This is a genomic window from Bradyrhizobium sp. CCBAU 051011 (assembly GCF_009930815.1).
Classification (GTDB): Bacteria; Pseudomonadota; Alphaproteobacteria; order Rhizobiales; family Xanthobacteraceae; genus Bradyrhizobium.
In genome coordinates this window covers 1,481,050-1,504,787 of sequence record NZ_CP022222.1, presented here as the reverse complement: position 1 = coordinate 1,504,787, position 23,738 = coordinate 1,481,050, and the positions used below count along the sequence as shown (strand labels likewise).

22 protein-coding genes are annotated in these 23,738 nt (G+C 62.7%); 11 read left to right on the top strand and 11 right to left on the bottom strand.

Going from position 1 to position 23,738, the window contains the following annotated elements; translation table 11 throughout:
* Positions 1 to 58: 58 nt before the first annotated feature.
* Positions 59 to 364, bottom strand: a complete 306-nt coding sequence (locus tag ACH79_RS07105) for a hypothetical protein (RefSeq protein WP_161850380.1) — start codon at positions 362 to 364, stop codon at positions 59 to 61.
* A 200-nt stretch (positions 365 to 564) separates the two neighbouring features.
* On the opposite strand from ACH79_RS07105, the gene ACH79_RS07100 reads away from it, so the two are divergent.
* Positions 565 to 1,044 (top strand): hypothetical protein, encoded by a 480-nt coding sequence (locus ACH79_RS07100; RefSeq protein ID WP_161850379.1) that lies wholly within the window; start codon positions 565 to 567, stop codon positions 1,042 to 1,044.
* A 7-nt stretch (positions 1,045 to 1,051) separates the two neighbouring features.
* Here ACH79_RS07100 and ACH79_RS07095 read toward each other — a convergent pair whose 3' ends face one another.
* The 4 genes from ACH79_RS07095 to ACH79_RS07080 form a co-directional block, all read right to left on the bottom strand.
* Positions 1,052 to 2,269, bottom strand: a complete 1,218-nt coding sequence (locus ACH79_RS07095) for an EAL domain-containing protein (RefSeq protein WP_161850378.1) — start codon at positions 2,267 to 2,269, stop codon at positions 1,052 to 1,054.
* Positions 2,270 to 2,353: 84 nt separating this feature from the next.
* Positions 2,354 to 2,593, bottom strand: coding sequence for a hypothetical protein (locus ACH79_RS07090; protein WP_161850377.1), 240 nt, complete (start codon positions 2,591 to 2,593; stop codon positions 2,354 to 2,356).
* 122 nt (positions 2,594 to 2,715) lie between these two features.
* Positions 2,716 to 3,675 (bottom strand): TAXI family TRAP transporter solute-binding subunit, encoded by a 960-nt coding sequence (locus ACH79_RS07085; RefSeq protein WP_161850376.1) that lies wholly within the window; start codon positions 3,673 to 3,675, stop codon positions 2,716 to 2,718.
* A 22-nt stretch (positions 3,676 to 3,697) separates the two neighbouring features.
* Positions 3,698 to 5,725, bottom strand: a complete 2,028-nt coding sequence (locus ACH79_RS07080; RefSeq protein ID WP_161850375.1) for a TRAP transporter fused permease subunit — start codon at positions 5,723 to 5,725, stop codon at positions 3,698 to 3,700.
* Between the two features lie 279 nt (positions 5,726 to 6,004).
* On the opposite strand from ACH79_RS07080, the gene ACH79_RS07075 reads away from it, so the two are divergent.
* Positions 6,005 to 6,811 (top strand): SDR family NAD(P)-dependent oxidoreductase, encoded by an 807-nt coding sequence (locus tag ACH79_RS07075; protein WP_161850374.1) that lies wholly within the window; start codon positions 6,005 to 6,007, stop codon positions 6,809 to 6,811.
* Between the two features lie 15 nt (positions 6,812 to 6,826).
* Here ACH79_RS07075 and ACH79_RS07070 read toward each other — a convergent pair whose 3' ends face one another.
* Positions 6,827 to 8,371 carry a sodium:proton antiporter gene (locus tag ACH79_RS07070; RefSeq protein ID WP_161850373.1) on the bottom strand — a complete coding sequence of 515 codons (1,545 nt, stop codon included), beginning with the start codon at positions 8,369 to 8,371 and terminating at the stop codon, positions 6,827 to 6,829.
* 79 nt (positions 8,372 to 8,450) lie between these two features.
* Positions 8,451 to 9,221 (bottom strand): hypothetical protein, encoded by a 771-nt coding sequence (locus tag ACH79_RS07065; RefSeq protein WP_161850372.1) that lies wholly within the window; start codon positions 9,219 to 9,221, stop codon positions 8,451 to 8,453.
* A gap of 228 nt (positions 9,222 to 9,449) precedes the next feature.
* On the opposite strand from ACH79_RS07065, the gene ACH79_RS07060 reads away from it, so the two are divergent.
* The 6 genes from ACH79_RS07060 (at position 9,450) to ACH79_RS07035 (ending at position 17,142) form a co-directional block, all read left to right on the top strand.
* Complete coding sequence (locus ACH79_RS07060) at positions 9,450 to 10,214, top strand: tetratricopeptide repeat protein (RefSeq protein WP_161850371.1); 765 nt, start codon at positions 9,450 to 9,452, stop codon at positions 10,212 to 10,214.
* A gap of 122 nt (positions 10,215 to 10,336) precedes the next feature.
* Entirely contained in the window at positions 10,337 to 11,695 is a 1,359-nt protein-coding gene (locus ACH79_RS07055) for a tetratricopeptide repeat protein (RefSeq protein ID WP_161850370.1), read from the top strand.
* Between the two features lie 205 nt (positions 11,696 to 11,900).
* Positions 11,901 to 13,811, top strand: a complete 1,911-nt coding sequence (locus tag ACH79_RS07050) for a propionyl-CoA synthetase (RefSeq protein WP_161850369.1) — start codon at positions 11,901 to 11,903, stop codon at positions 13,809 to 13,811.
* Positions 13,812 to 13,945: 134 nt separating this feature from the next.
* Positions 13,946 to 14,215 carry a hypothetical protein gene (locus ACH79_RS07045; RefSeq protein ID WP_161850368.1) on the top strand — a complete coding sequence of 90 codons (270 nt, stop codon included), beginning with the start codon at positions 13,946 to 13,948 and terminating at the stop codon, positions 14,213 to 14,215.
* Between the two features lie 13 nt (positions 14,216 to 14,228).
* Positions 14,229 to 14,435 carry a DUF6494 family protein gene (locus tag ACH79_RS07040; protein ID WP_161850367.1) on the top strand — a complete coding sequence of 69 codons (207 nt, stop codon included), beginning with the start codon at positions 14,229 to 14,231 and terminating at the stop codon, positions 14,433 to 14,435.
* A 217-nt stretch (positions 14,436 to 14,652) separates the two neighbouring features.
* Positions 14,653 to 17,142 carry an MASE1 domain-containing protein gene (locus tag ACH79_RS07035; RefSeq protein ID WP_371419370.1) on the top strand — a complete coding sequence of 830 codons (2,490 nt, stop codon included), beginning with the start codon at positions 14,653 to 14,655 and terminating at the stop codon, positions 17,140 to 17,142.
* A gap of 63 nt (positions 17,143 to 17,205) precedes the next feature.
* On the opposite strand, the gene ACH79_RS07030 is transcribed toward ACH79_RS07035, so the two are convergent.
* Positions 17,206 to 17,901: a DUF1013 domain-containing protein gene (locus ACH79_RS07030; protein ID WP_161850365.1), complete on the bottom strand. Its 696-nt coding sequence runs from the start codon at positions 17,899 to 17,901 to the stop codon at positions 17,206 to 17,208.
* A gap of 220 nt (positions 17,902 to 18,121) precedes the next feature.
* Here ACH79_RS07030 and ispH point away from each other — a divergent pair, with 220 nt between their 5' ends.
* From ispH to rnhA, 3 genes are read left to right on the top strand one after another with little or no spacing between them, the layout of a single operon-like run.
* On the top strand, positions 18,122 to 19,099 hold the full coding sequence (ispH, locus tag ACH79_RS07025; protein WP_161850364.1) for a 4-hydroxy-3-methylbut-2-enyl diphosphate reductase: 978 nt from the start codon (positions 18,122 to 18,124) through the stop codon (positions 19,097 to 19,099).
* Between the two features lie 8 nt (positions 19,100 to 19,107).
* Positions 19,108 to 20,088 carry a homoserine kinase gene (locus tag ACH79_RS07020; protein ID WP_161850363.1) on the top strand — a complete coding sequence of 327 codons (981 nt, stop codon included), beginning with the start codon at positions 19,108 to 19,110 and terminating at the stop codon, positions 20,086 to 20,088.
* A complete protein-coding gene (gene rnhA, locus ACH79_RS07015; RefSeq protein ID WP_202639188.1) occupies positions 20,076 to 20,549 on the top strand; it encodes a ribonuclease HI in 474 nt (157 codons plus the stop codon). The genes ACH79_RS07020 and rnhA overlap by 13 nt, the downstream gene beginning before the upstream one ends.
* Before the next feature lie 159 nt (positions 20,550 to 20,708).
* Here the strand turns inward: rnhA and ACH79_RS07010 are convergent, their stop codons facing one another.
* The 3 genes from ACH79_RS07010 to ACH79_RS07000 form a co-directional block, all read right to left on the bottom strand.
* Positions 20,709 to 21,194 carry a peroxiredoxin gene (locus tag ACH79_RS07010; protein ID WP_161850361.1) on the bottom strand — a complete coding sequence of 162 codons (486 nt, stop codon included), beginning with the start codon at positions 21,192 to 21,194 and terminating at the stop codon, positions 20,709 to 20,711.
* A gap of 109 nt (positions 21,195 to 21,303) precedes the next feature.
* The gene (locus ACH79_RS07005) at positions 21,304 to 21,855 is read right to left on the bottom strand and encodes a DUF924 family protein (RefSeq protein ID WP_161850360.1); all 552 of its coding nucleotides are present in this window, start codon (positions 21,853 to 21,855) and stop codon (positions 21,304 to 21,306) included.
* A 22-nt stretch (positions 21,856 to 21,877) separates the two neighbouring features.
* Positions 21,878 to 23,560: a long-chain fatty acid--CoA ligase gene (locus tag ACH79_RS07000; RefSeq protein ID WP_161850359.1), complete on the bottom strand. Its 1,683-nt coding sequence runs from the start codon at positions 23,558 to 23,560 to the stop codon at positions 21,878 to 21,880.
* Positions 23,561 to 23,738: the final 178 nt, after the last annotated feature.

The following is a 23,738-nucleotide window of genomic DNA, read 5'->3' as shown; positions in this document are numbered from 1 at the left end:
CGACGCGGACTGCGTCCGCGCCACCTTCTCCCACAAGGGGAGAAGGGAAGAGTCCTCCTCAATTCGATCCGAACATGAATCTGCCATCGCCCTCGAGATAGGGGCCGGTCCGCATGTAAAGCTGGCCATTCTCGCCAACGAAGAACAGCGTGCCCTTCGGCACCTTCTTGGCGCCCTTGAGCAGAAGGCCGGCATTATTGGTGCCCATCTTGTAGGACACGGTCTTGCCGTCCCTGCCATAGGCATAGCCCATATCCGACTTCAGCTCCCAGGGCGTGGGTGCCGCAGCTTGTGCGAATGCCGATGTCGCCAGCCCCGTCAGTACGGCCGCCACCAAAACAGTTTTTGTCGAAACTCTCGTCATCATCCATCCTCCCCGCAAGCCATTCGGCTTCCCGTCCCACGTTTTGAACAAATCACGAACGATGTGATGCCGTCAATCTGCACCTTCGACGCATCACACCGCACTTGAGACTTTGTGATTTCCCGCGTTCGACTTCGCGACTATGTTCGCGTTTCCGGCTACAAGCATGCATTGCGAAAAACGTCATAGGGATGGTCAGGATGAACGTCGTCATGAAGATCGGTCTCGGTGTTGCGCTGTCGATCATGACGCTGGCTCAAGCGGCAGAGGCCAACGACTTCAAGCTCTCCCAAAACCAGAGGATCGCCTGCAGCCGGGGATTGAGCGCGGGCAAGCTCAACACTTCGACCTGCAAATCCTATGCATACGTGTTCAACACCAAAACGTCGGAATATTTCCGCTGCCAGGTCTCACTGGCCCTGACGCGCGACAACAAGGAAGTCATCAACGTGCAGGCCGACGGCGGCTGCGCCAAGAGGCCGCGCATCTTCGATACCGACGGGAACTATTCGTTCGATGCCACCGAAACCGAGGGGCCAAACACCAATTCGTTCTTCGGTCCCGGCGGCTACGCGGTGTGGGCCAGCGACAACAATGCGCTGAAAGTGCGCGGCTGCATCATCATCTCATCCGGCCTTGGCTCCGACATCTCGAAATGCATCGACATGAAGTTCGAGTGAGCCTGGTTCAGAGAACTTTCTCGGCGCCGGCAGCGAGTTGAGGGCGAGACCGCGCGAATTTCCGCACGCCCACCGGCTTGCCGAACAGGTGGCCCTGGACCAGATCGAAGCCCATGTCGTGCGCGGCGAGGTAATCGGCGCGGCTTTCGATGCCCAGCGCGGTGGCACGGGCGCCGTTGTCCCGGGCCAGTTCGACGATCCGCCGGCATACCGTCTGCTTCAACCGGTTGTCCGCGCAGCCATTGATATATTGCTGATCGACCTTCAGCTCGGCGAAGGGGAAGCTCCGAAGCTCCAGGAGCGAGGGCCATTCCGCGCCGACATTGTCGATGGCGATGGCGATATTGTGCAGGCGCAGCCGTCTGGCGGCGTCTACCGCGAGATTCGGATGCTCGACCACCTCGCTGCAGTTGATTTCGATGAGCAGCCCGCCGAACGCGGGGTGGGCGGGCATGGCGCTGCACAGATCGCGCACCGCCGCCGCATTGCCGAAGAACGATACCGGCAGGTTGACCGAGAGGTCGACCGGACCCTGGCTCTCCAGCAGATAGCGCCAATCCTCGATGGCGCGGCCGACCACGAATTCGGAGAGACTGCGAAAATGCGGATCGTTGTCGTCGGGAATGAAGTAGGCCGGCGGGACCACGCCCCAGGCCGGATGCCGCATCCGGACCAGCGCCTCCGCGCCGCTCGGCATCAGCGTGCGGGTGTTGATCTTCTGCTGATACCACAATTCGAGCCAGCCGGCCTTCAACGCCTCGGCGACGTCGACGGCGGGGCTTGGCGCCGGCTCGGCCGGCAAAAGCTCCGCGACGGTGGCGCGCAGGCTCGCCGCACCGAACGGCGTCGGCAGGGAAGGCAGCATGGCAATGCCGTATTCTTCGCCAATTTGCCGGACGGCCTTAACCATAATCGAGTCGGGTTGACCGATCACGAGAACCTTGCCGCCGAAATTCTTCCGGACGATGGCCTCGAGAATTTCGCCGACATTGATCCCGTCGACGCACACGCTGAGCACGATCAAATCCGGCTGCTCCGCCTGCAGCACGCCGGCCAGGTCCCCGGCCTGACCGCATTCGGAGGTCACGAACCCAAGATCCTCGAGAGCATCGGAAAGGAACAGCCGGAGGTGTTTTTTGCTGTCGATGACGCAGGCCCTCGGCGTCAGCTTCCGGTGTCCGAAGTGAACTGCGCGCGAATGCTCGCTGAAGTTGATCTGCTCCATGCCGCCCTCCCGACAAATACCCCGGCGCCATTGGTACATCCGCGTTGAGGTCGCAATAATGGAATTTTGCGGAAGGTCACATGATTACTTCAGTAGGGTTAAAGCCGCCGACAAGAATAAAATTTTAGAGGAATTGCCGGCCGCGACGGCGCCAATAGGCGCGCGGGCAGTCCATCCTGCCGAATTGGCAGACTTCAATGCGTTGATGTCCGGCTTGGGCAATATCTGTTCAGCCTCGCGTGTTAACGCTTGTGGTCGCGCGCCGGCGCCGCGATGGTCGTGGCTTGCAAGCACCGCGAAAAACGCTTTCGCGGGAGCAGCCATGCCGCGACGCACACAAACCTTTGCTCGGCAAAAAAATGACCGCGGTCCCTGGCAGGCCGCGGTCACTGTACCTTCCGTCCGAATGTCGCTTCCGCTTCATTCGGATAGCGAATATCGAGGCCCTAGCCGCCGACGCCCTTCTCCTTGAAGTATTTCAGCGCGCCGGGGTGGAACGGGATCGGCGAACGTTCCTGCACCTGGTTGTCGAGCGTGAAGCTCTCGGCCTCCTTGTGCACGGCGACGATGTCGGCCTTCTTCTCCACCAGCGTCTTGACGATGGTGTAGGCGTCCTCGTTGCTCATCTTGTCGCCGGTGACGATCAGGTTCCAGACCTCGGTGATGGAATTGTCCTTGTCGTAGCCCGGATACGAGCCTGCCTTGATCTTGCTGGAAGAATAGAGCTTGCCGTACTTCGCGTTCATCTTCTCGGCCAGATCGCCATGGTCGATCAGCTTTATCTTCAGGCCGGGCGTCGCTGCGAGATCGGTTACCGCGGCAGTGGGGATGCCGCCGACCCAGAAGAACGCATCGATCTTGCGATCCTTCACCGCATTGACGGATTCGGCGACGCCGAGCCGTTCGCGCTTCATGTCCTTGTCCTTGTCGAGACCGGCCGCCTCGATGACGCGGAACGCCATCACTTCCGTGGCGCTGCCGGGCGATCCCGTCGAAACGCGCTTGCCTTTCAAGTCTGCCATAGTGTTGATACCGGTGCCTTCCACCGTCACCACGTGCATGCGGTTCGGATAGACCACGAGCAGCGCCTGCAGCGGCACCTTGCCGCTCTTGAACTTGTCCTCTCCCTTCAGCGCATCGAGCGCGGCATCGGCCATGGTGAAGGCCATCTCGCTCTTGCCGGCGCCGATCAGCTTGAGATTGTCGACCGAGCCGCCGGTGACCTCGGCGGTGGCCTGCACGTTGGGAAGGTTCTTCGACAGCACGTTGGCAACCGCGCCGCCGAGCGGATAATAGACGCCGCCGGTGCCGCCGGTGCCGATCGACATGGTTTTCTGCTGCGCATGAGCTGCGCCGGCAAAGGCGAGCCCCAGCGTCATCGCCAATATCGCTGTGGTCTTTTTCATTTTTGTCTCCTCAATCGCTTTTCTATGTTGTGAGCGCGGGTCGCTCTGGCGACCGCGTTCTGGCCTGCCACAGCAATACGCCGAAACCGATGATCAGGCCCGGCACATAGGTGTAGCTGATATCGCGTCCGGTGATCCATTCGACGATTGCCTCAATCAGGCTCGGGAACACCAGCAGCAATCCGGATAGCAGAAGCAGGCCGCGCTCGACCGCTGTATTTTGTCGCAGCGCCCAGTTCTGGGCAAATGCAGCCAGCGCCAGCAGGCCCAGGCTCGTCTTGATCGTGATTTCGATGATGTCGACCCACGATCCGCCCTTGGGAATCGACATCAGCAGCCCCGCGCCCTGCGGGTCGAGCACAAACACGAACGGCACCAGAAACGCCGGCAGCGTGTATTTCCAGGATTGCAGGGTGGTCCTGTAGGGATCGCCGCCGGTGATGGCGGCCGCCGCGAACGGCGAGAGCGCCGTCGGCGGCGAAACCTCGGACAAGACGGCATAGTAGAAGATGAACATGTGCGCAGCGTAATCGGGCACGCCGAGCTTGATCAGCGCGGGCGCCGCGATGACCGCGCAGATGATGTAGGACGCGGTTACCGGCACCGCGAGGCCGATGATCCAAACGATCAGCGAGGTGTAGATCGCGGTCAGCAGCAGGCTACCGCCGGCATAGGCGATGACGATCGACGAGAACTTGAGGCCAAGACCCGTCAGTGTCACGATGCCGACGACAATGCCCGCGCAGGCGCAGGTGGTCGCGGCATTGAGCGCGCCGATCGAGCCGTCGGCCAGTGCCTTCACCAGTTTGCTCGGCACCAGCGCGGTCTCCCGGCGCAGGAAGCTCAGCGCAAAGGTAACTACGATGGCGTAGAACACCGATAGCGACGGCGAGTAGCCGATGACCATGAAAAAGACAACGGCCAGCAGCGAGATGAAGTGGAAGCCATACCGCATGGTCATCTGACCGAGCGACATCTCGGGCGTGAAGGCCACGTTTTTGGCGTGGAATTTCTTGGCGTCCAGTTCGACCATGAACAGCAGCGACATGTAGTAGAGACAGGTCGGGATGGTCGCCATCCAGATCACGTCGAGATAGCTGATCTTGAGAAACTCGGCGATCAGGAACGCGGCGGCGCCCAGCACCGGCGGCGACAGGATCGCGCCCAACCCGCCGGCGGCGAGTAGTCCGCCCGCGGCATTCCTCTCGAAGCCCGCCTTCGCCATCATCGGATAGGCCACGGTGCCGATCATCACGGTGGTGGCGACGCCCGATCCGGAGGGGCCGCCGAGCAGGAACGACGACAGCACCACGGTGCGGCCGGCGCTGTTCGGCTTGCCGCCCATTAGCGCCAGCGAGAAATCGATGAAGAACTTGCCGGCGCCGGAATGCTGCAGGAATGCGCCGTAGATGGTGAACAGGATGATCAGCGTAGCCGACACGTCGACTGCGACGCCGAAGATGCCCTCCAGCGTAATGAAGAGATGACCGACCAGGCGGGCCAGATCATAGCCGCGATGCGTCCATGGTGCCGGTAGATACGGACCCAACATCGCATAGGCGATGAAGAACAGCGATACGACCGGCATGATCGCGCCGGTGGTGCGCCGCGTCGCCTCCAGCAGCAGCACGATGAAGACGATGCCGACGATCACATCCCAGCGGTCGGGCGTGGTGGCGCGGTCGGTAAAATCCTCGCCGCCCCACAGCGCGTAGACGATGGTGGCAACCGCGACGATCCCGGGGACGACATCCCACCAGCGCACGCGGTTGCGGAAGCGCGTCGCCAGCGGAAACAGCAGGAAACTCAGCACCAGCGTGAAGGCGACGTGGGTGTAGCGGAGCTCCTGGGTCGGAACGATGGCGTAGGCAGCGTAGAGGTGGAACAGGCTCATGACCACGGCAATCGTGGTCGAGATCCTGCCTGCCCAGCCCATCAGGCGGTTGGCCGCGCCTTCTTCCGCCTCGATGTAGGCTTCTGCCTTGTGCAGCGCTTCGTCGGATACCGCGACGACCTCATCATTGGGCGGCGTTGTCTTGTCTGCTGCCATGCTTTCCCCGGGGACCCGTTAATTCTCAAGACCCGGCTTCCGCGGGTCGTTCGCGGGCGCATTCAGTCCAATTTGGGTAACCGTGGCAAGGGCCTTGTAGGCGAATATCGGGGCGATTTATTTAGCTTATCGGACGGCTTGACCCCAAGCCGCCGCCAATCCGTGGCCCGGATGGAGCGAAGCGAAAATCTAGGGCAACTGCCAAAAAAGAATCCCGGGTTGCGCTTCGCTTCACCCGGGCTACAAGAAAATGAGTACCTAACAGGGAGAAGAAAGTCGATGGAACGGCTCAAAGGCAAGGTGGCGATGGTGGTGGGCGCGGGCTCGATCGGGCCCGGCTGGGGCAACGGCAAGGCGACCGCCGCGACGTTTGCGCGCGAGGGCGCGCAGGTGTTTTGCGTTGACCGCAATGCGGCCGCAGCCAAGGAGACCGTCGACATCATCACGGGCGAGGGCGGCAAGGCTGTCGCCTTCACCGCCGACGTCTCCCGCGAAGCCGAGGTCGAGGCGATGGTCGCGGCGTGCCTCAAGGCTTACGGCCGCATCGACGTGCTCGACAACAATGTTGGCATCGCCGAGATGGGTAACGTCGTCGAAGTGAACGAAGCGAGCTGGGACCACGTCTTCGCGGTCAATCTCAAGAGCGCCTATTTCGCCATGAAGCACGTCATCCCCGTGATGCAGAAGCAGGGCGGCGGCTCGATCATCAACATCTCCTCGATCGCCTCGATCCGCCACCTCGGCATTTCCTACGTCACCTACGGCGCCTCCAAGGCGGCGATGAACCAGATGACGCGCACGACTGCCGTGCAGTTTGCGAAAGACCATGTCCGCGTCAACTGCATCCTGCCCGGGCTGATGAAGACGCCGATGGTCGAGCATTCGGCGGGACTGGCGGCCAGCTATTCGGCCGGCGACGTCGAGGCGATGTGGCGGGCGCGCGATGCGCAGGTGCCGATGGGGCACATGGGTGACGCCTGGGACGTCGCCAATGCCGCGCTGTTTCTGGCTTCCGACGAATCCCGCTACGTCACGGGAATCGAATTGGTGGTCGACGGCGGGATCACGAGCAAGTCGGGCGCCTGACGCGCGATCGCTCCGTTATGCCTGTGCGCTCAATTCGGCGCGATCGAGCTCTTCTTCCACCTGGTGGAAGGCGTCGTCGCCGATCTCCTCGAACTGGCGCATCCTCAATAGCGCCGCTCGTGCCGCGCCGATGGCGCGGCGGCGCAGCGGATCGGCCGGCAGCTCGCGGGTCGCGATGCCGATTTCGGGTTCGGCTTCGGCCCGCAGCAGCACGGCGCGGTATTCGAGCCGCAGGATCTCGGCCTCCTCGGACGGATCGGCTTCGATCGCCTCGAGCGCGGCGCGATAGGCGGCGCAGCGGGCTTGAGCGGCCTCGCGCGCGACCGGATCGTCCTCCTCGAATTTCAGCGCGAGGATCAACGGCCGCAGCGTCACGCCCTGGATCACGAGCGTTCCCAGCACCACGGCAAAAGCCGTCAGCAGGATAAGATCGCGATACGGAAAGTTCTCGGGCAACGCGAAGGCGGCCGCCAGCGTGACGATGCCGCGCATCCCGCACCAGGACACGATGATGCCGCGTTCAACCGTCGGCACCGCGGGAGACACGTGCGCAGGAAGCAGGCCGTGGGTGTTCAAGGCGCGCAGCAATGCGCCATATGGCATCACCCAGGCGATGCGGGTGAGGATCACGACGGCAAGGATCGCGGCGGCAAAGCTGCAATACTTGAACCGCACCTCGTCGTCGAGCCCAGACCAGATCGGGTTGAGCTGCATGCCGATCAGCATGAACGCCAGCACATTGAGCACGAACACGACGGTTTCCCACACCGCGTAAGAGGCCACGCGCAGCCGCGCCGGGGTACGCTCGGGCGCGGTGCGCGCGATCGTGATCGCATAGGCGACGATGGTGAGAATGCCGGACAGCCCGATATGCTCGGCGACGATCCACACCATGAAGGTGCCGGCGAATTGCGTGATGATTGCGCTCGGCGCCTCGGTGATGCGGCGCGTGATCTGCGTCCAGACCCGCGCGAACAGGAAGCCGGCAATGAGGCTTCCGAACAGCGCCAGCGCAACTGAGGGCACGAACTCGTGCACCTTCATGTGCTCGGCGGCGACCAGGCCGACCGCGACGCGGTAGATCAGGAGCGCGCTGGCATCGTTGAGCAGGCTTTCGCCCTCGAGGATCTTCTGGATGCGGTAAGGCAGGTTGACCTGGCGCAGGATCGCGGTGGCCGCCGCGGCGTCGGGCGGCGCCACGATGGCGCCGAGCGCGATCGCGACTGCCCACGGCATGTCCGGGCGAAGCCAGTGCGCGACCACAGCTACGGCGGCGGTCGTGACCCCGACCGCAACCAGCACCAGTGTCGAGACCGGCAGCCAGTTGTTCCTGAGGTCGCGCAGCGAGGTATCGAAAGCCGCATCCAGCAGCACCGGCGCCACGAACAGCGCCAGCGCCAGCTCAGGCTGCAGCGTCCACGACGGGCTCCCGGGCGCGAAGGCCAGCAGCATGCCGCCGATCGCAAGAAATGTCGGATAGGGTACCTTGAGCCGCCGCGCCAGTGCGGACAGCATCACCGCGCCAAGCAGCAGCCCGATAATCCATTCGAATGCTAGCAAATTTGGGATTCCCTGCCGGTCGAGATCGATGTCGCCATCAATCTAGCACTAACCGGCAAGAAGGTATTCCTCCCGTACGCTACTGCGCCATCGCCAGGATGCCGCCCGCGAAGGAATGCCAAAGCGGCATGATGCTGATCGGCCAGTTCAGGAATTTCACGGCGATCAGGGCAAGGCCGCCATAGACATAGACCGGATGCGGCCGGCCGCGCGTGCGCCAGTCGAACACCATGGCGACCACCAGCAGCAGATAGGCGACGATGGCGGGCGGGATGGTCACCGGCACCGGGGGCGGGCCGAGCGGGCCGGGAGGCGCGAGGAAGGTGAGAAACCAGCGTGCGACCGCGGCGTCCAATAGCGAAATGCTGGCCAGCAGCATCAGCCGCTTGTGCGTTTCCGGCTGACGGATGGCGGCGATTGCCAGCGTGAACACCACCGCAAAGAACAGAATTCCGCTGAGCGGGACAATCGCGAATGCGATTCCGTCCTCGGTCATTCCAGCAGCAGCCGACCGCTTCATCGCGTTGACCGCGACCAGGAAGCCGAAGATCGTCATCGCGGTCGCCAGCGATACGCCGATCATGCCGATGGTGCGATGCCGGGCGACCTTGCCTGATGCGGCGAGCCAGCTCTGGAATGCGAAATAAAGCGACCAGGCGAAGAACAGCATGCCGTGGAAATGGACGATCGGCGAGGCCGAAAACGATCGCTTTGCCAGCGGCAGCCAATAGGTCGGCGCAAAGCCGAGAAAGGCAACGGCCATGCAGGCCAGCGCCATGTAGAAGTAAAAGTAGCCCGTCCGGGATTGCGCGATGGCACGCGGCGAATTGAAGTCGGTTAATGTGGTCATGGATATTGAGTCCGTGTGACCTGCAAAAGGTTCAAGACAAATTTCGTGACCAAAAATATCCGTTTGCGTGCGGACGATGGTGTTTTCGCGCATGTCACGTTTCGGCCAAAATCTGTCCCCGTACGAAAACGGATACGCACACGCGCCCGTTGTCGAAAAAGCGGACGGCTTGCTAGGATCGCGCGCCACTCCAAGACTTCCTGGATACAAGGCTTCCCGGGTCAATTGATGCGATTCTATTCCGACATCCGCGGGCTGGTCGCGGCTTCCTTGCTGTGGATCGCGTTTGCGCAGGGCGTATCGGCGACCACCGTCGAGCCGGCCAAGGACTTGCGCGTTGACCCGGCGCTCTGCCTCGCCGCCGCGCTCGCGCGTGACGACGACAAGACGATCGCGGCCTGCGGCGCGCTGATAGACAACGCAAAGACCGAAAAGGCCGACCGCATCAAGGCGCTGATCGCGCGTGGCGCCGCCTATGAGCGCAAGGACATGGCCGACCGCGCCATCGCCGACTACGACGGCGTGCTGCGGCTCGATCCCTCACTCGCCGATATCCACAACGCGCGCGGCGAGCTCTGGCGCAAGAAGGGCGACCTGCCGAAGGCGGTGGCCGATTTTGCCGCGGCGATCAAGCTGAACCCGAACCACGTTGCGGCCAGAACCAACCACCGGGCGCTGGCGCTGGAACTGGAGCGGTTGGGCGCGCTGAAGGCGGTCGCCGGGAAGCCGAGCTTCAATTGCGCCACCGCCCGCCGGAAGGTTGAAAAGGCGATCTGCGCCAATCCCGAACTCGCCGATCTCGATCGCGAGATCGAAGGCTCGTATGTCAGGGCAGCCGCTGAGAAGATGACCCCACAGCAGGCGCGCAAGCTGCGGCGAGAGCAGGCGGAATACATCGCCCGCCGCAATGCGGAATACGGCCGGCCCGGCTACGACCTGAAAAAAGCGATGCGCGACCGCCTGCAACAGATTAACGGGATCGATGGATACTAGGTCGTTTTCGGCCCGATTGGTGGAGATGCCCGGAGGCTTTCGAACCTCAGAGAGATCAGTGACGACACAGTGATCGGGCGCGGCATTGCCGCGCGTACTTCAGTCATTTGACGAGCCCGATCATGCGATCATTCATTTCGCCTTTTGCCGCCAGCGCGGCGGTTGCCATTGCGATCCTGACTTCCAGCGGCGCCAGCGCCGAAACAGCAGCCGAGCAGCCGGTCATCTGCACGGCGCTTTCGGCTGCCGAGCCCGCTGAGCTGATCGAGACTTGTACCGCGCTGATCGATAATCCGGCGACGCTGGAGGGAGATCGGCTCGACGCCACGATTACCCGCGCCGTCGTGCTGTATAACAGCGACCAGACCGGCAAGGCGTTGGCCGAAATCGATACCGTGATCTCTCGGGACCCCAACCGGGCCCGCGCCTTTCGTGCCCGCGGTGAAATCCTGCGCCAGACCGGCAGGATGGAGGCCGCGTTCGAGGCGCTGAACCAGGCGATCCGGCTCGAGCCGGACAATGCCACCGGTTACGCAAGCCGCGCCAATGCTTTCAACAACACGAGGAAGTACGACCGTGCCATCGAGGACTACAACGAGGCGCTGCGGCTGAAGCCGGATTTCGCGCAAGCCTTCTCGGACCGCGGCGCCGCCTGGTATTTCAAGGGCGAGTATCAGAAGGCAATCGCCGATTACGATGAAGCGCTCCGCCTCGAGCCGCACCGTGCCCGCACCTACAGCAACCGTTCCGCGGCCTACCGCAAGCTCGGCCGAACTGAAAAAGCGATCGAGGACGTGACCACGGCAATCCGGATCGATCCGACACAGCCGGAATTTTTCGACAATCGCGGCCTCGATCTCGCCGGTAACGGCGACTATGCGCGCGCGATCGCCGACTATGATGAAGCGATCAAGCTGCGCCCCGAGGCAAAATTCCTGACCAACCGCGGCGATGCTCATCAGGCGCGGAAGGATTACGACCGTGCGATTGCGGATTACGATGCGGCGTTGAAGCTCGATCCGAAATTCCAGCGCGCCTACAACAATCGCGGTGCGGCCTGGGTCAAGAAGGGCGATCGCAGCCGTGCACTGAAGGATTATGTGGAAGCCGTCCGCCTCAATCCCGCGGACAGTACCGCCGCCGCCAATCACAAGGAGATTACGCAGGAGATCGAACGGCTGGGTTCGCTGAGCTACCAGAAGAACCTGCCGAGCTTCAATTGCGCCACGGCGAAACGCCAGGTCGAAAAGGCGATCTGCGCCGACGCTAGTCTCGCCCAGCTCGACCGCAATATCAACGATGTGTTCCTGCGGGCGATTGCGAGCGCGGAATCCGACAGCCATCGCGCCGCGCTGGCGCTGACCCGGCAGCAGCGCAACTTCATCGACAAGCGCAACGCCTCGTTCGGCAAGCGGGGCTATGACCTCCGTCAGGCGATGGAGGACCGGCTGGAGAAGCTCAACACGATCGCCCGGCAATAGGGGTTTTGGCCGAACGGCCAAGCTATTACGGCTTGATCTGGCGCAACTTCGCGTGACAATGCCCCTGAAATAATGTCGCTCAGCTGTCATGGCCGGGCTCGTCCCGGCCATCCACGTCTTGCTTCCTTTGACCTGAGGCAAAGACGTGGATGCCCGGCACAAGGCCGGGCATGACGACGATGGGCGAACACGCGGGGAGTGCGCCATGAATATCCAGAACAACAGCCGCTACCACGAGGTCCATGCCCGCTCGCTGGCTGATCCGGAAGGATTCTGGGCCGAGGCCGCGCGTGAGATCGACTGGATCGAGCCGGCCAAAAAGATCTTCGATCCCTCGATGGGTGCCTATGGCCGCTGGTTCGCCGGCGCCGTGGTCAACACCTGCTACAACGCGCTCGACCGCCATGTCGCGGGCGGGCGCGCCGACCAGGTGGCGCTGATCCACGATTCGCCGCTCACCAACTCGATCTCGAAATTCACCTATGCCGAGATGCTCAAGGAGGTGCAGACGCTCGCCGCCGTGATGGCCGATTTCGGCGTCGCCAAGGGCGACCGCGTCATCCTCTATATGCCGCTGGTGCCGGAAGCGGTGTTTGCGATGCTGGCCTGCGCGCGCATCGGGGCGGTGCATTCGGTAGTGTTCGGCGGCTTTGCTGCAAAGGAGCTTGCTAGTCGGATCGACGACGCCAAGCCGAAACTGATCTTCTCGGCAAGCTGCGGCATTGAGCCCGGCCGCATCGTGCAATACAAGCCGCTGCTCGACGAGGCGATCAAGCTTTCAAGCGCAAAGCCCCAGGCTTGCGTCATCCTGCAACGGCCGCAGCACCCTTGCGAACTCACAGCGGGCCGCGATCACGACTGGGCAGCGCTCCGCGACGCCGCGCTTGGTGCCGGCAAGGCCGCGCCCTGCACGCCGGTGCTCGCGACCGATCCGCTTTATATTCTCTACACCTCCGGCACCACGGGAATCCCGAAGGGCGTCGTGCGCGACAATGGCGGGCATCTGGTTGCGCTGAAATGGTCGATGTTCAATCTTTACGGCGTCAAGCCTGGCGAGGTCTGGTGGTGCGGCTCCGATATCGGCTGGGTGGTTGGCCACAGCTACATCGTCTATGGCCCGCTGATTCATGGCGCGACCTCGATCATGTATGAGGGCAAGCCGGTCGGCACGCCGGATGCCGGTGCGTTCTGGCGCGTCATTTCCGAACACCAGGCGGTCGCGCTGTTCACCGCGCCGACCGCGTTCCGTGCCATTCGCAAGGAGGATCCGGACGGCGCGTTCATCCGGAAATACGATCTGTCGAAATTCCGCACGCTGTTTCTGGCCGGCGAGCGCGCCGATCCGCCGACGGTGGAATGGGCGGAAGCGCAATTGAAGGTGCCGGTCATCGATCACTGGTGGCAGACCGAAACCGGCTGGTGCATCGCCGGCAATCCGGTGGGTCTCGGCATGCTGCCGGTCAAGCACGGCTCTCCGACAGTGCCGATGCCAGGCTATCAGGTCGACGTGGTCGACGAGGCATCCAAGCCGGTGCCCGCGGGCACCATGGGCTCGATCGTGATCAAGCTGCCGATGCCGCCCGCCTGCCTGCCGACCCTGTGGGAGCAGGACGCGCGCTTCAGGGAAGCCTACCTGACGGAGTTCCCCGGCTACTACAAGACCTCGGACGCCGGTTACAAGGACGAGGACGGCTATGTCTGGGTAATGGGCCGCACCGACGACATCATCAATGTTGCCGGTCATCGCCTCTCCACCGGCGGCATGGAGGAAATTCTGGCCTCCCATCCCGATGTCGCTGAATGCGCCGTCCTCGGCATCAAGGACCCTATCAAGGGCGAAGTGCCTTGCGGCTTCCTGGTGCTGAAGGCCGGCGTCGCGCGAGCGCCTGCGGAAATCGAAAAGGAGATCGTGGCGCTGGTGCGCGACAAGCTCGGCCCTGTCGCGGCGTTCAAGCTCGCGATCACCGTCGGGCGGCTGCCGAAGACGCGCTCCGGAAAGATCCTGCGCGGCACCATCAAAAAGATCGCCGACGGCGAGAGCTGGACCATGCCGGCGACCATCGAGGACCCGAAGGTGCTGGACGAAATCGGCGACGCGCTGAAGGGCAGGGTGTAGGGTTCCAAGCCAGCCCTGCTCGTCATGCCCGGGCTTGACCCGGGCATCCATCATCGTCAAAGCAGGCTGCCATCTTTTCGATGGATTGCCGGGTCAAGCCCGGCAATGACGAGATGGAACAATGGGAGCCCCGCATGCAGTCTGGACTTGCAAAGCACGTCATCACCCTCATGCTCGCCGCCCCCTTGCTCGCTGGCTGCCTGGAACGCGGCCAGCCGACCATGGTCGATACCAGCGCGGACGACGATGCATTCTGCCGTGCCAACAATGTCGCGGTGGGCTCGAACGAATACGTCAATTGCCGCAAGAACCGCGACGTGCAGCGTGGCAACGCCAACGCCCGTGCTGACCGCGCCCAGCGCAATATGGCCGAGCAGATGCTGAACAACCCGGTCCGGCCGTGATCAGGAGGCTCTCATGAACGAAGATGTCTTCAACGCCAGCCTGCGCAAGTTTCTGAAGCAAGTCGGCGTCACCTCGCAACGCGAGATCGAAAAGGCCGTGCGCGACGCGCTCGACGCCGGCAAGCTGAAGGGCCACGAGAAGCTGCCGGCGAAGATGGTTTTGACGATCGGCAGTATCAGCCTCTCGCATGAGATCAACGACGAGATAGAGCTGGGCTAGTGGTACGATCTTGCCGTTCCTGTGGGGGCCAGACGAGCGAGGCTTAACGAGCGGAGCGCACCAAGCTCCCGGACGCTCACACATGAAATGCACGGAATGGCACTTGTCAGGCTACTTTTGGCATTAAATACTGAGCGGGCGAGTTCTTTCATTGCAGCAATCGGCCGACGCAGTGGTGCGGGCGGTCTGAATTTAGCCGAGTTGCGTAGCCAAGCGGATGTGTCCGATGAGCTTGGAGGCGGCTACAACTAACGCACCTCCAGCGCCATCGTCCGCAGCGTGGCCGCCTTGGACTGTTTCAATTCTCGTTGCAATCGTCTTTTTCCTCGCCGCGCGTCTCAGCCTCGCTCTGCTCGAAAAGTCTGATGGCGTTGCCGTGTTCTGGCCGGCCGCGGGCGTGGCCACCGGGATTCTGGTGGCGTTCGGCCCGGCGGTGCGGTGGCCGGTCGTCGTCGCGGTGGTCGCTTCCACTTTTGCGGCCAATCTGCTCGGCGATCGCAATCTTGCCAGCACCACGTTTTTCGCGGTGGCGAATGCCAGCGGTCCCCTTATCGTCTCAGGGCTGATCCAGCGATTTTGCGGCGCTCCATTCGAACTCGATGAGCTGCGTTGTGTCCTTGGATTATTCGCCGCCACGGTCGTTGCCGCCATGGTCGATGGTTTGGTCGGCATGCTCGGGTTTGTGTTGTTCCATGCCCCGGCCGCATCGCCTGTGGCGGTATGGAGTCATTGGCTCGTTTCCGACACGGTGGGTACCATCGCCGTTGCGCCTCTTGTGGTCGGCCTCGCATCGTTCCTGCGCAAAGCGCCGCCGAAGCGCGAAATTGCGGAGGGGGCTTTCGCGCTTGCGATCGTGGCCACCCTGTGTGTCCTCCTCGTCATTCTGCCCAACAAGCCGTGGACCCTCGAACTGGCGATTGCCTCGCTCGCTCCGCTGTTCGTGTGGATCGCTGCCCGCGTTCGTCCGGCCTTTACGGCGATCGCAACGTTCCTGTGCGCGATCACGATCGTATGGACGACGATATTTGCCGTCGGTCTTTTCGGCGACCCGCGGTCGCCGATCGAGGAACGTATCCTGTCCGCTCAAGCCACCATTCTGGCCACGTCGTTCGGCGCGCTGGTTCTTGCGGCGCTGTTCAGCGAGCGTCGGCAACACGAAACTGCGATTCTCGAACGGGAGCGTCGGCTTGAAGAGGCGCTTCGGGCCGGCGGTGTGATCACCTTCGACTGGAATCTACAGACTGGTCTGATCGAGGTGAGCCGGAATGCCGCTGAAATCCTAGGTCTTGGTCCACAACAATTTATCGACGGTGCGAACTGGATAAGGCAAGTCCATCCCGATGACCGCCCGTCCGTCACCGCTCGCTTGGGCGCGGTCCGCCCGGACGACCCCTCACACTCGATGACGTTCCGATTCATGCGACCGGATGGGCGCGGCGAAGTTTGGCTGGAGCAGGTCGCCATCACCCGCGTCGACTCGACCGGGAAACCGATACGCATCAGCGGCCTGACGACCGACATCACGGAGCGCAAACGGTTTGAGGGAGAGATTTCTCGCGCCTGGAAATCAGCCGCATTGGCAGATCGCGCAAAATCCAGCTTTCTGTCCGCTGCCAGTCATGATTTGCGCCAGCCCCTGCAAACGCTGAGATTTCTGCAAGGTTCGCTTGGGCTGCACCTCACGGGCGGCGAGGGGCGCGAGCTTGTCGACGGGATGGCGCGATCTCTCGACACCATGTCCAGCATTCTGTCGAGCCTGCTTGATGTGAATCGTCTTGAGGCGGGAAGTCTTCGTCCGTCGAAGAGCGACTTCGCGATCAAGGAGATATTTGATTCCCTGGCGGCCGACTTCTCCGGTGCCATCACCGACAGAGGCTTGCGGTGGCGCATGGTGCGTTCGGGACTGCTGGTCCGCAGCGACAAGCGCATGCTCGAAACGATGATACGAAATTTGCTTTCGAACGCGCTGCGATACACCGATCGGGGAAGGATTCTGCTGGGTTGCCGGCGGGTGGGCAACAAGGTCCGGATCGAAGTCTGGGACAGCGGCATTGGCATTACGCAGGATCAGCTCCCGCATATCTTTCAGGAATACTATCAGGGCTCGCCTGAAGCAGAACGTGGCGGCCTCGGATTGGGCCTGGCGATCGTCAGGCGTCTGGGGGAGATGCTGGATCATCCGATCGGTGCGCATTCCACACCTGGCAAGGGCACCGTCATTACGATCGAGGTCCCGCGCGGCGACGGGAATGGCGACAGGTGCGAACGGACGCAGAAGCCGCGATATGAGAAGGGCGACTTCCGCGGGACTATTCTTGTCGTCGAGGACGAGGCGAGCGTGCGCGCATCGATCAGCCGCCTGCTGAAAGAGCGCGGCATAGAGGCGATCGTGGTCGCAACCGCAGACGAGGCACTGGCGCGCGTCCGCCGTCAGGAAATCCGCCCCGATGTGCTGCTATGCGACTACAATCTTCAGGGCTCGACAAACGGCGTGACGACAATCGGTGATTTGCGAGCGGCTCTCGGCCGAAACGTCCCGGCCATTGTCATGACCGGAGACATCCGGTCGGAAATCGTGGAGCCGATTATCGCGCAGGGCATTTTAGTACTACTCAAGCCGTTCCTGGCCGACGAGCTTCTGCAGCACATTGCGCGGCTCTCACGTGAACAGGCTGCCGCCGGTCCGGCCAACCCGACCACGCGGTGATCGCGCCCTCACAAACGCGGCAGGTTGCCCCGCCGCGTTCGGCATCGGCCGCAGCTGACAACCTTACTCGTCGTCGTCCTGCTTCTTGCCGCCGATCGTCTTCAGCTTGGCGAACACGGCGTCGAGGTTGAGGTCGTCCTCTTTCTTTTCGCTCGGCTCGAATTCCGGCTCCTTCTTCGTGGTCTCGGAGGCCGGAAGGAGCGTGGCGCCGCCGTAGGCCGCGGGCACCGGCTTTTCCTTCGCCGCGCGCTGCACTTCGAAATCGAGCTCGATCTGCGAGCACAGGCCGAGCGTCACCGGGTCCATCGGGGTCAGCGTCGAGGCATTCCAGTGGGTGCGGTCGCGGACCGAGGCAATGGTGGTCTTGGTGGTGCCGACCAGGCGCATGATCTGCGCGTCCTTCAATTCGGGATGGTTGCGGACCAGCCACAGGATCGCGCTCGGGCGCTCGTGGCGGCGCGACACCGGGGTGTAGCGCGGGCCCTTCTTCTTGGCAGCCGGCGGCAGCACGACCTTGCTCTCGCCGAGCTTAAGGCGGTAATTCGGGTCCTTTTCGCCCTTTTCGATCTCGTCGCGGGTCAATTGGCCCGTCGAAATCGGGTCCATGCCCTTGATGCCCTGGGCGGCGTCGCCGTCGGCGATGGCGCGGACTTCGAGCGGGTGCATCTTGGTGAAATCGGCCACTTGGTCGAAGGTTAACGCCGTATTATCGACCAGCCACACGGCCGTCGCCTTGGGCATCAGCGGTGCATTGCTCATGGCAAATCTCCTTTGTGCCTCGCCCACCTCTTTTTGGAGGCGAAGCCTATGGTCATCGGGGATGACGGGAATTAGGGCGCTATATACGCCTTCCAGCCCCTTTGGCGCAATGGTCTGCTAAAGTGCCTTGACAGAGGGCGAAAGCAGTCCCAAGTCCTTATGCGAATTGGCCGTTCCCAGCCCGCCGGCTAGGGGTGATTCGGTCCCCGAGATAGCCCCAATGCCTTCTGTGTCAACGTCAGCGAAACCAGACCTCAGAATCGTGCTTTGTTCCCCCCGTGGCTTCTGCGCCGGGGTGGTGCGGGCCATCGATACCGTCGAACGGGCGCTCGCCATTTATGGCGCCCCTGTCTACGTCCGTCACGAGATCGTGCACAACCGCTACGTGGTCGACAGCCTGAAAACCAAGGGCGCGATCTTCGTCGAGGAACTCGCCGAAATTCCCGATAATACCAACGCCCCGGTGGTGTTCTCGGCCCATGGGGTTCCCAAATCGGTTCCGGCCGACGCCCGGGCCCGGAATTTCTTCTCGCTGGATGCGACCTGCCCGCTGGTCACCAAGGTGCACCGCGAGGCTGCGATCCATTTCAAGCGCGGCCGTGAAATCCTGCTGATCGGGCATTCGCACCACCCCGAGGTGGTCGGCACACTCGGCCAGTTGCCGCCGGGCGCGGTGACGTTGATCGAGACCGCCGACGACGCCAAGACCTTCACGCCGAAGGATCCGAACAACCTCGCCTTCGTGACGCAGACGACGCTGTCGATCGACGACACCGCTGAGATCGTCGCGCTGCTCAAGGAGCGTTTCCCGAACATCAACGGGCCGCACAAGGAAGACATCTGCTACGCCACCACCAACCGCCAGCTCGCGGTCAAGAAGGTGGCGCCGGTGGTCGATGCGCTGATCGTGGTCGGCGCGCCGAACTCGTCGAACTCGCAGCGCTTACGCGAAGTCGCCGAGCGCGAGGGCTGCCCTGTTTCGGTGCTGGCGCAGCGCGCCTCGGATCTCGACTGGTCGCGCTTCGAAGGCATCAAGAGCCTCGGCATTACCGCAGGCGCTTCCGCGCCGGAAGTGATCGTCGAGGAGATCATGGGCGCTTTCGCCGAGCGTTATGAACTGCATGTGGAGACGGTTTCGGCCGCGGAAGAGAACGAGTTCTTTCCGTTGCCGCGCTCGCTGCGACCCGACGCCGCCTGAGGTTTCTCATGGCGGTTTATACCGACGTCGCCGCCGAAGACCTCGCGGAGTTCATGAAAGGCTACGACATCGGCGAGTTGCTCTCCTACAAGGGCATCGCCGAGGGCGTCGAGAATTCCAACTTCCTGGTGCATACCAGCAAGGGCGCGTTCATCCTCACGCTCTATGAAAAGCGCGTGGCGGTGGACGATCTGCCGTATTTCCTGTCGCTGATGGCGCATCTGGCCGAGCGCGGCGTGCGTTGTCCGCAGCCGGCGAGGAATCGCAAGGGCGAGGTCTACAGCGAACTGGCCGGGCGTCCTGCGGCGATCATCAACTTCCTTGAAGGCATGTGGCCGCGGCGGCCGAACGCCGCGCATTGTGCCGGCGTCGGCGAGGCGCTGGCGAAAATGCATCTGGCCGGCCACGACTTTCCGATGTTCCGCAAGAACCCGTTGTCGGTCGAGGGCTGGCGGCCGCTGTTCGATCTCGCCGCACCGCGCGCCGACAGCGTCGCACCGGGCCTGCAGGACTTTATCGCGCGCGAACTCGATCACCTCGAAGCGTGCTGGCCGAAAGATCTGCCGCTCGGCGTCATCCATGCCGACCTGTTTCCCGACAACGTCTTCTTCCTCGGCGACAAGCTGTCCGGCCTGATCGACTTCCCGTTCTCCTGCAACGACATTTTGGCCTACGACGCCGCGATCTGCCTGAACGCGTGGTGCTTCGAAGCGGATCATTCCTTCAACGTCACCAAGGCGCGCGCGCTGCTCAATTCTTACGGCCGCGAGCGGCAATTGTCTGATACCGAGCAGGAGGCGCTGCCGCTTTTGGCGCGCGGCGCGGCGCTGCGCTTTTTGCTGACACGGCTCGTCGACTTTCTCAACGTGCCGCCGGGCGCGCTGGTGAAGCCGAAGGACCCGCTCGAATACGTCCGCAAGCTGCGCTTCCACCAGAGCGTTTCCAGCGTGCGCGACTACGGACTGATTCAGCCGGGATGCGTCGCTTGAGCGAATTGCCTCACGTCACCGTTTTCACCGACGGCGCCTGCTCGGGCAATCCCGGCCCCGGCGGTTGGGGCGCGATCCTGCGGTTCGGAGAGACCGAAAAGGAATTGAAGGGCGGCGAGCCGCACACCACCAACAACCGCATGGAGTTGATGGCGGCGATCTCGGCGCTGGAAGCGCTGAAGAAGCCCTGCGTGGTCGATCTCACCACCGACAGCCAGTATGTGCGCCAGGGCATCACCGGCTGGATCCATGGCTGGAAGCGGAACGGCTGGCGCACCGCGGACAAGAAGCCGGTCAAGAATGTCGAACTATGGCAGCGGCTCGACGCCGCGCTGAAACCGCATCAGGTGCGCTGGCACTGGATCAAGGGCCACGCCGGCCACGCCGAAAACGAACGCGCCGATGAGTTGGCGCGTGAAGGCGTGGCGATGGCGAGGTTGCAGGAGAGAGTGGGGAAGTAGGCTGGGCGGTCAGCCACGCCCAACAGCCGTCATCACCCGCGAAGGCGGGTGATCCAGTATTCCAGAGACATCAGTGATCGATACGAGAAGCCGCGGAGTACTGGACCGCCCGGTCAAGCCGGGCGACGACAGTGTGGTTTGCGGCGAGGGTGCCGCAGCTTACAGCTGCCCCAGCAGCGTATCGCCGCCGGAAACCTCCACCTTGCCGGGCGCCGGCTCGAGGTTGAGCTTCTTCACCACGCCGTCGTCGACCAGCATCGAATAGCGCTTGGAGCGGATGCCCAGGCCGTTGCCGGAGGCGTCGAGCTCCATGCCGATCGCCTTGGTGAAGTCGGCATTGCCGTCGGCGAGGAACACGGCCTCGTCGCGCTGATCGGTGTCGCGCTTCCAGGCGTTCATCACGAAGGCGTCGTTGACGGAGACGATGGCAATGGTGTTCACGCCCTTGTCCTTGATGGCATAGGCGTTGAGGAAGATGCTCGGCAGGTGCATCTTGTGGCAGGTGCCGGTATAGGCGCCGGGCACCGCAAACAGCGCCACTTTCTTGCCCTTGAAAATATCGTCGGTGGTTTTGACCTGCGGGCCTTCCGCCGTCATCACGCGAAACTTGGCTTCCGGCAGCTTTTCGCCAACTTGGATCGTCATCGTCAATTCTCCCTCAATGAGCGGTTTGTTTCTTAGACCGGTCGGGTGACCGGCACAATATTCAGGCGAGACGAAACGGCAACGGCCAAGGCCATTCACGCTTCCGTCATCAGGGCGAAAAGCCACCTTCGTTCAAAAAGGCCTGCTCCTCGGGCGTGCTCGCGCGGCCCAAAATGTGGTTACGGTGAGGGAAGCGGCCGAAGCGGCGGATGATATCGGCGTGGTGTTTTGCCCATTTCAGGTTTTCGGCGTGGCCGGCTGCACGTGACAGCTCGATGCAACGCAACTGGTCGGGCAGGTGCTCCGAATGCATCAGGGGCAGATAGAGGAATTCACGTAAAGTGCCATCGATCCGCGCGTCGACCCCGTGCGCGATAGCGCGGTGCGCCACCGCACGCGCCTGGGCGTCGCTGGCATAGGTTCTGATATCGCCACGGAACATGTTGCGGGGAAACTGGTCGAGCACGATGACGAGCGCCAGCGCGCCGTCATCGCTCTCTTCCCATGACGACAATTCGCAGGCGGCTGCCTTCTGCCAAAGGCCTAGATAGCGCCGGCGCACTTCCGCATCGAACACGTCATCGCGCGTGTACCAGCGGCTAGGGCCGGCGTCGCGCCAGAAGGCCAGAATGTCGGCCGGCGCGACGCTTGTTTCGGTCATGTCAGGGGTCCGCGGGCCCTCTTTAGGCCGCGGCCTTCTTCTCGTCGCGAAGTTCGCGGCGCAGGATCTTGCCGACATTGGTCTTCGGCAGGTCGGTCCTGAACTCGATCTGCTTGGGCACCTTGTAGGCGGTGAGCTGCGTGGTGCAGAACTTGATGACGTCATCGGCCGAGAGGTTCTGGTCCTTCTTGACGATGAAGGCCTTCACCGCCTCGCCGGACTTCGCATCCGCAACGCCGATCACGGCGCATTCCAGCACGCCCGGATGGCTCGCGATCACTTCCTCGATCTCGTTCGGATAGACGTTGAAGCCCGAGACCAGGATCATGTCCTTCTTGCGGTCGACGATTTTGGTGTAGCCGCGCTCGTCCATCACGCCGATGTCGCCGGTGCGGAAGAAGCCGTCCGCAGTCATCACATTCGCGGTTTCTTCCGGCCGGTTCCAGTAGCCGGCCATTACCTGCGGGCCCTTGGCGCAGATCTCGCCGGCTTCGCCGAGCGGCACTTCCTTGCCGTCATCGTCGCGGATCGAGATATAGGTCGAGGGCACGGGGATGCCGATCGAACCGGAGAACTGGTCAGTGTCTGCGGGGTTGCAGGTCAGCGTCGGCGAGGTCTCGGACAGGCCGTAGCCTTCGGACAGCGCGCAGCCCGTCACCTTCAGCCATTTCTCGGCGACCGGCTTCTGTGTCGCCATGCCGCCGCCGAACGAGGTTTTCAGCTTGGAGAAGTCGAGCTTATCGAAGCCAGGCGCGTTGAGCAGGGCGTTGTAGAGCGTGTTGACCGCCGGGAAGCTGTTGACCTGGTACTTCTGCAGCTCCTTGATGAAGCCCGGTATGTCGCGCGGGTTCGGGATCAGGAGGTTGACGCCGCCGGCCCGCATCGCGAGCAGGAAGCACGCGGTCAGCGCGAAGATGTGATAGAGCGGCAGCGCGCAGACGATGAAGAGCTGCTCGACATGCGGCGGCTTCTTCAGCGCCGGCTGCAACCACGCGTCGTTCTGCAGCACGTTGGCGAGAATGTTCCTGTGCAGCAGCGTCGCGCCCTTGGAGACGCCGGTGGTGCCGCCGGTATATTGCAGGAAGGCGACGTCGTCGCGGTTAAGCTGCGGTTTGCTGAGCTTCAGGCTGCGGCCAGCGCCGAGCGCCTCGTTGAACGGCACTGCGCCCGGGATCGACCAGGCCGGCACCATCTTCTTCACCTTGCGCACCACGAGGTTGACGATCACGCCCTTGAAGCCGAGCAGGTCGCCCATGCTGCCGACGATCACGTGCTTGACAGACGTCTTCGCGATCACCTGCTGCACCGTGGTGGCAAAGTTCTCCAGCACGATGATCGCCTCGGCGCCGGAATCCTTGAGCTGATGCTCGAGCTCGCGCGGGGTGTAGAGCGGATTGACGTTCACGACAGCATAGCCGGCGCGCAGCACGGCGGCGGTCGAGACCGGGTATTGCAGCACGTTCGGCATCATCAGCGCGACGCGGGCGCCTTTTTGCAGGCCCTTGCTCTGCAGGTAGGCGCCGAGGGCTGCGGACATCTCATCGAGGTCGCGGTAGCTGATCGACTTGTCCATGCAGATGAACGCCTTGCGATCGGCGAATTTCTTGAAGCTCTCTTCCAATAGCTCAACGAGCGACGAGTACTGGTTGACGTCGATATCGGCTGGCACGCCGGCCGGATATTGCTTGAGCCAGATCCGCTCCATGGTATTTCCCCTCTGGTTCCGAGCCCGCTCTGATTGCATCAGATCCGCGCTCTCTAATCTTTGTTTTGGCGCGTTTTCCTCGTGCGAGGCGGTAGCTGCTTCGCTCGAAAACGCTATGGCGCCCTGTTTCTCGGCCGGGCGCACCTTGTTTTGGGCAGTATTGTGAATGCCGCCGCCG

Bases quoted from the DNA above. Each gene is read 5' to 3' on its own strand.
- ACH79_RS07035 (WP_371419370.1), top strand. From the start codon at position 14,653: ATGTGTCCGATGAGCTTGGAGGCGGCTACAACTAACGCACCTCCAGCG.
- ACH79_RS07085 (WP_161850376.1), bottom strand. From the start codon at position 3,675: ATGAAAAAGACCACAGCGATATTGGCGATGACGCTGGGGCTCGCCTTT.
- ACH79_RS07095 (WP_161850378.1), bottom strand. From the start codon at position 2,269: ATGGAGCAGATCAACTTCAGCGAGCATTCGCGCGCAGTTCACTTCGGA.
- ACH79_RS07090 (WP_161850377.1), bottom strand. From the start codon at position 2,593: ATGGCTGCTCCCGCGAAAGCGTTTTTCGCGGTGCTTGCAAGCCACGAC.
- ACH79_RS07045 (WP_161850368.1), top strand. From the start codon at position 13,946: ATGCAGTCTGGACTTGCAAAGCACGTCATCACCCTCATGCTCGCCGCC.
- ACH79_RS07000 (WP_161850359.1), bottom strand. From the start codon at position 23,560: ATGGAGCGGATCTGGCTCAAGCAATATCCGGCCGGCGTGCCAGCCGAT.
- ACH79_RS07040 (WP_161850367.1), top strand. From the start codon at position 14,229: ATGAACGAAGATGTCTTCAACGCCAGCCTGCGCAAGTTTCTGAAGCAA.
- ACH79_RS07080 (WP_161850375.1), bottom strand. From the start codon at position 5,725: ATGGCAGCAGACAAGACAACGCCGCCCAATGATGAGGTCGTCGCGGTA.
- ACH79_RS07065 (WP_161850372.1), bottom strand. From the start codon at position 9,221: ATGACCACATTAACCGACTTCAATTCGCCGCGTGCCATCGCGCAATCC.
- ACH79_RS07105 (WP_161850380.1), bottom strand. From the start codon at position 364: ATGACGAGAGTTTCGACAAAAACTGTTTTGGTGGCGGCCGTACTGACG.
- ACH79_RS07050 (WP_161850369.1), top strand. From the start codon at position 11,901: ATGAATATCCAGAACAACAGCCGCTACCACGAGGTCCATGCCCGCTCG.
- ACH79_RS07030 (WP_161850365.1), bottom strand. From the start codon at position 17,901: ATGAGCAATGCACCGCTGATGCCCAAGGCGACGGCCGTGTGGCTGGTC.
- rnhA (WP_202639188.1), top strand. From the start codon at position 20,076: ATGCGTCGCTTGAGCGAATTGCCTCACGTCACCGTTTTCACCGACGGC.
- ACH79_RS07100 (WP_161850379.1), top strand. From the start codon at position 565: ATGAACGTCGTCATGAAGATCGGTCTCGGTGTTGCGCTGTCGATCATG.
- ACH79_RS07075 (WP_161850374.1), top strand. From the start codon at position 6,005: ATGGAACGGCTCAAAGGCAAGGTGGCGATGGTGGTGGGCGCGGGCTCG.
- ACH79_RS07010 (WP_161850361.1), bottom strand. From the start codon at position 21,194: ATGACGATCCAAGTTGGCGAAAAGCTGCCGGAAGCCAAGTTTCGCGTG.
- ispH (WP_161850364.1), top strand. From the start codon at position 18,122: ATGCCTTCTGTGTCAACGTCAGCGAAACCAGACCTCAGAATCGTGCTT.
- ACH79_RS07020 (WP_161850363.1), top strand. From the start codon at position 19,108: ATGGCGGTTTATACCGACGTCGCCGCCGAAGACCTCGCGGAGTTCATG.
- ACH79_RS07060 (WP_161850371.1), top strand. From the start codon at position 9,450: ATGCGATTCTATTCCGACATCCGCGGGCTGGTCGCGGCTTCCTTGCTG.
- ACH79_RS07005 (WP_161850360.1), bottom strand. From the start codon at position 21,855: ATGACCGAAACAAGCGTCGCGCCGGCCGACATTCTGGCCTTCTGGCGC.
- ACH79_RS07055 (WP_161850370.1), top strand. From the start codon at position 10,337: ATGCGATCATTCATTTCGCCTTTTGCCGCCAGCGCGGCGGTTGCCATT.